The following is a 7,362-nucleotide window of genomic DNA, read 5'->3' on the forward strand; positions in this document are numbered from 1 at the left end:
AGATCGTCCGGCGCGCCGGCCTGAGCCGCGGCACGGCAGATCCTGCGAGGTGGCCGGAGCGATGTCTTCCCTCTGGACCAGCGGGTGCCGCAATGGCGCCGAGCTCTGGCGGCGTATGCGAGCGGCTTTCGCGGTTCGCTGCGCGTTGTGGGAGAATGGTCGACCCGCCGCCGTCGCGCTGAACGGATTGGAGACGAGCAGCTTCAGCGCATCCCGTCTGCCAGGATCATTGCCCGGCTGATGAGTGCGGGGCGAGACATGCTCACCAAGACGGAGACCGTGACCATCGCAGCCATCGAAAGCGGCTTGCCGGCCTTTGTCAGTGTCCGCGACAGGGTTAAGGAATTTCAGAACCTGATCCGGAGTGGCCGCGAGGCCGACCTGACCTCATGGATTGCCCGAGCGCGCCAAAGCCTTGTGGCTTCGTTTGCCAATGGCATCGCTAAGGACGAGGCGGCCGTTCGTGCGGCAATCACGCTGCCGTAGTCGAACGGTCAGACCGAAGGCCAGATCACGAAACTCAAGCTCGTGAAGCGTCAAATGTACGGCAGAGGCCATCTCGACCTCCTTCAAGCCAGATTGGTTGAGACGGAATGACAGCTTACGACGACCGATGCACCAAAACTGCGTCAGAGCCAACATTGCACGCCGAAACACAGCAGAGGCAGAAGACCGTGACATGGGACGTGCTCCTTGCGTGGCTCGAAGCCCCACAGCTTACGAATAAGCGGGGCAGGAGCACGGCCGGACCATCCCATTACCAGACCTTCGCCAAGGCGGGTGACGAGTTCAGTGCAGCATCGCAGCCGAAAAGGGCTTGCGCGAGCTGGCCCATGTCGATGGACTTGTCGCAGCAGAGCACGTCGGCGTAGGCCTGTGGCAGCGCCCATTGCTCACAGGTGATTCAGGGCGGCAAGGACTAAATGCTTGGCAGATCAGCTTGAGAGTGGCTTCGGAGGGTTGCCCGCACCAGCTTGTCTAACTCCTCAACCCGCTGCGTCTGATCCTGAAGCAAGCCTTCGAGCTGCTCAATGCTAATGCGGTCAAGTTTGTCGTGTAGGGCCATGATCTCAACCTCTGCCTTCAAGTTGACCTCATAATCCAGGCTTGCGGCCAACCTATCCCTGGCGGCTTGTCGGTTTTGAGACATCAGGATCACAGGTGCTTGGAGCGCGGCTACCATCGACAGGATCAAGTTCAGGAAGATATAGGGATATGGATCAAAGCCTCCACCGAAGCTGGCCAGGACAATGGTATTCACGACAACCCAGGCGATGAGCATTCCCGTGAAGATCGTGATGAAGGTCCAAGAACCGCCAAATTGAGCGACCCGATCCGCGAAGCGTTCGCCCAATGTCTGCTGTTCTTCGAGAACACTGTTCACATTTCGGGCGATATGCGAACGCTTGGCAATGTGGAGAATTACCCGCTGCTCGCGTTCAGATAGCCTTGTTACGCCGCTGTCCAGCAACTGCCGAGCGAGTTGAGTCACCTCGTCCATAAGTGCCCTCCGCTGTCACTCTGATCAGAGATTGCAGTCTACTCTAGCCATAGGCATCGGAGGAGGCTTGCCGTTCGGGGACGGCATCGCGGCCTCGGAGAACCAGACAAGGCGCAGTCTGTACGAAAGGCTCCCGTTCACGCGCGTGGTGTATCCCAAGGTGATCAAGAAAACCTTCTATTGCACACTGAGACCCGTGCCACTCTTCAAAATACCGGGCGGCGGCTGCTTCATTGCCAAGCCTACCAATTGGACCCCGCTGCACACACGATCCACGCGGCACCCAAGGGGATCAGGGAAGCATAGCGATCCGCGTCCCAAGTTTCTAATCTCTTGTGTCACATGCAAATCTTGTCCGCTCTCTCCGATCATACGGAGGAATTCTTGCTTTGAGATAATCCTATATTTACGTCTACTGAACGTGTATACTTCGATAAAGTTAGGAGGACATCATGGTTCAGAGAATCAGGTCCTACATTTCTTTCGAAAACGAAGCGCTCCTTGTTGCAGCTTTGGCCTTCCTGTTCTGCGGGGCCGTGATCTTGGGGGTCATGTAATGCTTTCCCAAGCGCTGATTTCACTCCTCCTGATGGCTGGCATTCTCGCCGTTTTCACGCTGGCGATCCGCTACCACTGGTGAGAGAACCCTGATCTGGAAAGCGGATCCTTGCAATTTCGCTGATGTCGCCTGTCGGTCAGGAACGAGACTCAGTACTGGCCGATTATCCTGTAAACCGAGAGGCTCTACTGATGCGACATGGGTCTGGGCAGGCCCATGCAGGGCGGTATCCGAGGATGAACAAGCGCGCATCGGTCATGCAGCGTCGTCTCGCAGCGATCTTCTACGCTGACGTGGCAGGCTACGTGCGCCTGATGAATGCGGATGAGGCCGGAACTCTGGCCCTGCTCGACTCCCGCCGCGAGATCATGGATCGGCAAATCACCCAGTACGGCGGTCGCACGGCCAACACCGCAGGCGACAGTATTCTCGCTGAATTCCCCAGCGTCGTTGATGCGGTCCAATGTGCGGTTGGCATTCAGGAAAGGATTGCTGCGGCAAACGAGGAAACCCCTGAGGAACGCCGGGTGATCTTCCGGATCGGCATCCACGTTGGGGAGGTCATGGTCCGCAACGGCGACATGTTCGGCGATGGGGTGAACATTGCCGCCCGCATGGAGAAATTGGCACAGCCGGGATTGGTCTGCCTTTCAGGGGCGGCCCATGATTACGTGTCCAGGGTGCTGCCGCTGGCGTTCGATGATCTCGGGGCACAACTCGTGAAAAACCTCGATGCGCCCATGCGGGCTTATTTGGCCCACCCGTCTGATCACCCGTTGTCTCGGGCGCTGCCACCGGTTCACCGCCGCAGCGAGTTCAACTTGGCTCAACGCTTCCACACTATCCTGAACCGCGCGCTGGTGGAAGTCACCAAGCCAGAGGGCCTGACACTGGTCGAGCCTGCGGTTCTTGCCTCCCTCCACGATGCGCCGAACATCGACGAGCGGCGACTGGCCGAACGGCTCGGCATTGACCTCGCAAGTGCCCAGCGGATGGTTCGGCACCTTGAGCTTCTCGGGCTCGTCTGTCGGACACCGGGGAAACACGGACACGAGTTGCGCCTTCTCAGCCTGACCCCAGCAGGACTCGTTCTCTATGCACGGTTATACCCGGCGATTCTTGCGGTGCGGGATCGCGTGATGGCGGCCCTGTCGGAACAGGAGCGTGAGACCCTGCAAGACCTCTTGGCCCGTGTGATCAACGCCAATGAACTCAAAAGCAATCGTCGCTCCGGCTGATCCTCGCGAGACCAAGCGGCTGAAACGGGGCGCATCCTTCTGAGCGCTATGACGGATTGCTCCGGTGTGCTGTGATGGCGCAAGCCTTCAGGGAGGTATCCCATGGCCTATGTCATGTTTCAGTATGACCGCCCGACCGACTCGCATCACTGGAACGACTACAACCAGCGGGTCCGGGACTGGATTGCCGAGCTTCTGCAAATCCCTGGTGCGGTGTCCTTTATGGCCTATCGCACGACTGATGGCGCCAGCCCGGACACGATCACCATGCTAGAGTTCCATACTGTGGAGGATGCTCGCAAGGCGCAAGAATCCGAGCAAATGCAGAGAATTCTCGAAGGTCTCCGGTCAGTCGGCGTGGCCGCCAGGATTCTGCTGGTTGAGCGCTCGCCATTCACGCCCGAGCCACTTCAAGCTTGAGACCAGAGTTGCGTTGGGAGGGCAAGCGAGCCCGCGGAAAATCAACCAACGTCGCAATCTCGACCTTAGACCGGAGTACGTGGAATGGAGCCTGCGCCAGTATCGGCTGACCCTGATCAGGGAAGAGCCAAAGAGCGGGTCAAAGCCTTTCAGCGTGGCGGCGGCCCGTTCGTGGCAGCGGTCGAGGTCACCCGCATGCCCATGGTGGTGACTGATCCCACCATTGACGGCAATCCTATCGTCTATGTGAACCAATCCTTCATCGATCTCTTCGGGTACTCCCGTGACGAGGTTCTGGGCCAGAACTACTTCTTTCTGACCGGTCCGGACACGGACCCTGAGGCCGAGAAGCTCATCCGGGCTGCCATGCGGGCCGACAAACCTCTCGACCTTGAGGTGTCGCTTCGCGCCAAAGATGGCCGTGAGGTCTGGGCTGCGCTGTTCGTCAGCCCTGTGCATGATGAGCACGGGCGCATCATCCAGCACTTTGCGTCCTTTCTGGATATCACCCGCCGTGTCAGAGCAGAGCGCCGCACCCAGCGCCTGAACGAAGTTCTGGAGACAAGGGTCAAGGAACGAACTCAGGAACTTCAGAACGAACTCGACCGCAGGCAGGCTCTGGAAGCGGTTTTGATGGAAAGCATCCGCGAGAAGGATCAGCTTCTGAGCCAAAGAAGCGTGTTGCTGCATGAGGTCAACCATCGGGCCAAGAACAGCATTGCCATGGCGATCTCGATGCTGCGCCTTCAGATCGGGCGTCAGGACAATTTCGAGGTCTCGGAGGCGTTGGAGAATGCCATCCAACGCCTGGATCATCTCGCCCGCATTCACGAGCTTCTCTATCGGCAGGACAGCCATGATGTGCAGTCGGTGGATATGGCGGGGTACTTGACAGAGCTATGCCAGAACTTCGGCCATCTCCGGAGCCCGCAGGATCAGCGCATTGACCTCACGAGCGACGCAGATGAGATCACGTTGGATGTTGATCGTGCCATCAACGTGGCGTTGATCGCGGGGGAGGCGATCACCAACGCGCTCAAGCACGCATTCCCTGACAAGCGGCGCGGCACCATTCGGGTCGGGCTGCACCACCAGGGAGAGGATGCGCTCCTCTTCATCGAGGACAACGGCGTGGGTCTGCCCGCCACACGGCGCACAGGGTCAATGGGCATGCGCCTGATCGAGGGCATGGCCCGTAGTCTTAACGGCACCCTGGCAATTGAGGGGGACCGGAGGACGCGGATTCAAGTGCGGTTTCCGCTAACGTCAGGGCGCAACCATCCTGCTGGCTAGGTCAGCGGCCACACGAGCAGGATCAGCGGCACGCCGAGCAGGACAACGATGAAGGAGAGCGGGAGCCCCAACCTCCAGTAATCCCCGAACTGATATAGCGCAGTGTAGACTTGGGTACCGGCATAGCCCTCCCGGATTTGATCAGAAAGTTGGGCAGTTTTATCCTCTGCTGGCACTGCCTCCAAAGTCAGACGAATGCTTGCTGGAGGCTGGATAACAGGAAGTCTTGAGGCGTCGTGTTGGAGCAGCGCGGAGCTTTCGAAGCTGATATTCTACTCCAACGTAATTAGCCAGGCATCGCCCCTTTGGAAACATGGCTCCGATGAATGAACAGGCAGAGGATTGGCGCTCCAGTGTCGGCGAGAAGGCGGCCCGCGGCGAGCCATCGGACGATCTGGCCCGCGCCCGTGAACCTGGCCGGGGACGCGACGCGAGCACACCCACAGATATTCCGGCGCGCGGCTGGAAGGACATCCTCTGGCGCATGCTTTGGTCGGTCCCGGAGAACCGGATCCTGTCCACATCGGGCGGAGTCGCGTTCTTCGCCCTGCTGGCCGTCTTCCCGGCGGTCGCTACGGTCGTGTCGCTCTATGGGCTCTTTGCCGATACCAGCACGATCAGGGGTCACCTGTCGCTTCTCGCCGGGATTCTGCCCGGCGGCGTGCTGGAACTCATCGGCGAGCAGATCAGCCTGATCATCGCCCAAGACAGCGGCACGCTCAGCCTTGCCTTCGTGGTGGGTTTTCTGGTTGCGCTCTGGAGCGCGAACTCGGGCGTTGCGGCCCTCTTCGATGCACTCAATGTGGTCTATGGCGAGAAGGAGAAGCGCAGCCTGCTGCACTTCTACGCCACGACGTTCCTGCTCACGCTCGGCATGGTTGGCGTCGTTATCCTGGCCATCGGCGCGGTGGTGGTGGCGCCTGTCGTTTTCACCTTCATGGGCTTCGTGACCCCGGCCGAACGGCTCTTGAGCATGCTGCGTTGGCCCGCCCTGTTCGTTATCGTCTTTGCCTGGCTTGCCGTCATCTACCGCTACGGCCCGAGCCGCCAAGATGCCAAGTGGCGTTGGGTCACCTGGGGCAGCGCCATGGCGGCCGTGCTCTGGCTGGCGGCGTCGATGCTGTTTTCCTGGTACGTGGCCAACTTCGACAGCTACAACAAGACCTATGGCTCACTCGGTGCCGGCGTCGGCTTCATGATGTGGATCTGGCTGTCGGTGGTGATTGTCCTTCTCGGCGCCGCGCTCAATGCCGAGATGGAACACCAGACTGCCAAAGACAGCACGGAAGGCCCACCCAAGCCGCTTGGATCTCGCGGCGCCACCATGGCGGATCACGTCGGCGCGTCACACGCCTGACCAGGTCGCACTGACATCGCGTCCGGAGATAACGCTCATCCGCAGGACCCGCAAACGCCGCAGGAGGGCCGTACCCGGGTTGAGGCTGGGGAGGGTGCCACCTGCGCTATCAGGATCATGATGACCCAGTCTCACGCCTCACTCGTTGCACATAGCGGAAGCAACCTGACTGTGACTGACAGCGGCAGAGGTTTCGGGGCTTCGAACCACGTCAGAACTCATGAGAAGAGTTGAGGACAGGCACGATCTCTCCCATGAGCCGATCACCAGCGACGTTGAGCCCTGGTGCTGGACCGGCAGGTCTGAGATCCTTATCGGATCTTGTGGGAGGTCAGGAGGCCTTCTTGGCAGGCTTGTCGCGGTCTTGAGGCCTGCCACCTTGCTTGCGCGAACGGTCGCCAGACGAAGGAGCGCCTCCCTCGTTATCCCATCGTGAGATGCCGTTCTTGGGCTTGCCCTTGGGCAGGCTTGGACGAGTTTTCGTGGTCATTGGACGTATCCTTCTCAAGGAGTGCTCTTTGCCGAACCCTCTTCGCCTGGTGGTGGATCAGCGCGGCTCCGACGGCGCCCGTGTGAACCCGAAACCCTGTTCGGATAGGGCCGCCAAAATTGCTCTTGCGAGCTCCACCCGCTCCTCGGGCGATAGGACATCTCCCGGTTCGCCGGAATCCTTTCGCGCGTGCTGGAGGGCGAATTGGATGGCGTTCACTATGATAGAGAGCACCATATCCTGGTCCTTCATATCAACCTCCAAGACTACCCTGAGGGTAATACCAAGTCCCTGAAGGGTTGACTCGTTCGTGATTTCTCGGACTGGGGCGGGTGTGATTCAGTTTAGCGAACCAGAGAGGTTCGCCATGCCAATCCCACTCCGCTCTGATTTCGATGCGCCCCAGTTGCGGGTGCTTGCCAGGAAGACGAAGAATGCGCCCCAGGCACGGCGGCTTCTGGCACTCGCGGCCATCTACGAGGGCGCCTCGCGCACCGAGGCGGC

8 protein-coding genes and 2 pseudogenes are annotated in these 7,362 nt (G+C 59.7%); 6 read left to right on the forward strand and 4 right to left on the reverse strand.

Translation table 11 applies throughout. The features are described 5' to 3' along the window. Window positions 1–33: 33 nt before the first annotated feature. Window positions 34–597 (forward strand): annotated as a pseudogene (locus ACS5Q1_RS45330) (transposase); the annotation flags it as partial. Window positions 598–919: 322 nt separating this feature from the next. Here the strand turns inward: ACS5Q1_RS45330 and ACS5Q1_RS45335 are convergent. Continuing rightward, window positions 920–1,501: a DUF1003 domain-containing protein gene (locus ACS5Q1_RS45335; RefSeq protein ID WP_473104365.1), complete on the reverse strand. Its 582-nt coding sequence runs from the start codon at window positions 1,499–1,501 to the stop codon at window positions 920–922. A 795-nt stretch (window positions 1,502–2,296) separates the two neighbouring features. Between ACS5Q1_RS45335 and ACS5Q1_RS45340 the strand changes: the two genes are divergently transcribed. The 3 genes from ACS5Q1_RS45340 (at window position 2,297) to ACS5Q1_RS45350 (ending at window position 5,011) form a co-directional block, all read left to right on the forward strand. Continuing rightward, entirely contained in the window at window positions 2,297–3,298 is a 1,002-nt protein-coding gene (locus tag ACS5Q1_RS45340; protein ID WP_473104366.1) for an adenylate/guanylate cyclase domain-containing protein, read from the forward strand. A 102-nt stretch (window positions 3,299–3,400) separates the two neighbouring features. Continuing rightward, a complete protein-coding gene (locus ACS5Q1_RS45345; RefSeq protein WP_473104367.1) occupies window positions 3,401–3,718 on the forward strand; it encodes a DUF1330 domain-containing protein in 318 nt (105 codons plus the stop codon). An 84-nt stretch (window positions 3,719–3,802) separates the two neighbouring features. Continuing rightward, the gene (locus ACS5Q1_RS45350; RefSeq protein ID WP_473104368.1) at window positions 3,803–5,011 is read left to right on the forward strand and encodes a sensor histidine kinase; all 1,209 of its coding nucleotides are present in this window, start codon (window positions 3,803–3,805) and stop codon (window positions 5,009–5,011) included. On the opposite strand, the gene ACS5Q1_RS45355 is transcribed toward ACS5Q1_RS45350, so the two are convergent. After that, window positions 5,008–5,187: a hypothetical protein gene (locus ACS5Q1_RS45355; protein WP_473104372.1), complete on the reverse strand. Its 180-nt coding sequence runs from the start codon at window positions 5,185–5,187 to the stop codon at window positions 5,008–5,010. The two genes, ACS5Q1_RS45350 and ACS5Q1_RS45355, sit on opposite strands and share 4 nt — an antisense overlap. Before the next feature lie 146 nt (window positions 5,188–5,333). Between ACS5Q1_RS45355 and ACS5Q1_RS45360 the strand changes: the two genes are divergently transcribed. Then, window positions 5,334–6,368 carry a YihY/virulence factor BrkB family protein gene (locus ACS5Q1_RS45360; protein ID WP_473104369.1) on the forward strand — a complete coding sequence of 345 codons (1,035 nt, stop codon included), beginning with the start codon at window positions 5,334–5,336 and terminating at the stop codon, window positions 6,366–6,368. A 331-nt stretch (window positions 6,369–6,699) separates the two neighbouring features. On the opposite strand, the gene ACS5Q1_RS45365 is transcribed toward ACS5Q1_RS45360, so the two are convergent. Further along, window positions 6,700–6,858 carry a hypothetical protein gene (locus ACS5Q1_RS45365; RefSeq protein WP_473104370.1) on the reverse strand — a complete coding sequence of 53 codons (159 nt, stop codon included), beginning with the start codon at window positions 6,856–6,858 and terminating at the stop codon, window positions 6,700–6,702. 57 nt (window positions 6,859–6,915) lie between these two features. Then, window positions 6,916–7,110 (reverse strand): hypothetical protein, encoded by a 195-nt coding sequence (locus ACS5Q1_RS45370; protein WP_473104371.1) that lies wholly within the window; start codon window positions 7,108–7,110, stop codon window positions 6,916–6,918. 115 nt (window positions 7,111–7,225) lie between these two features. Here ACS5Q1_RS45370 and ACS5Q1_RS45375 point away from each other — a divergent pair. Next, window positions 7,226–7,362 (forward strand): annotated as a pseudogene (locus ACS5Q1_RS45375) (IS630 family transposase); the annotation flags it as partial.

The sequence above is a fragment of the Microvirga sp. GN3 genome (assembly GCF_055792825.1).

Coding starts and splice junctions, on each gene's coding strand:
- ACS5Q1_RS45370 (WP_473104371.1), bottom strand. CDS start 7,110: ATGAAGGACCAGGATATGGTGCTCTCTATCATAGTGAACGCCATCCAA.
- ACS5Q1_RS45345 (WP_473104367.1), top strand. CDS start 3,401: ATGGCCTATGTCATGTTTCAGTATGACCGCCCGACCGACTCGCATCAC.
- ACS5Q1_RS45350 (WP_473104368.1), top strand. CDS start 3,803: ATGGAGCCTGCGCCAGTATCGGCTGACCCTGATCAGGGAAGAGCCAAA.
- ACS5Q1_RS45365 (WP_473104370.1), bottom strand. CDS start 6,858: ATGACCACGAAAACTCGTCCAAGCCTGCCCAAGGGCAAGCCCAAGAAC.
- ACS5Q1_RS45360 (WP_473104369.1), top strand. CDS start 5,334: ATGAATGAACAGGCAGAGGATTGGCGCTCCAGTGTCGGCGAGAAGGCG.
- ACS5Q1_RS45340 (WP_473104366.1), top strand. CDS start 2,297: ATGAACAAGCGCGCATCGGTCATGCAGCGTCGTCTCGCAGCGATCTTC.
- ACS5Q1_RS45335 (WP_473104365.1), bottom strand. CDS start 1,501: ATGGACGAGGTGACTCAACTCGCTCGGCAGTTGCTGGACAGCGGCGTA.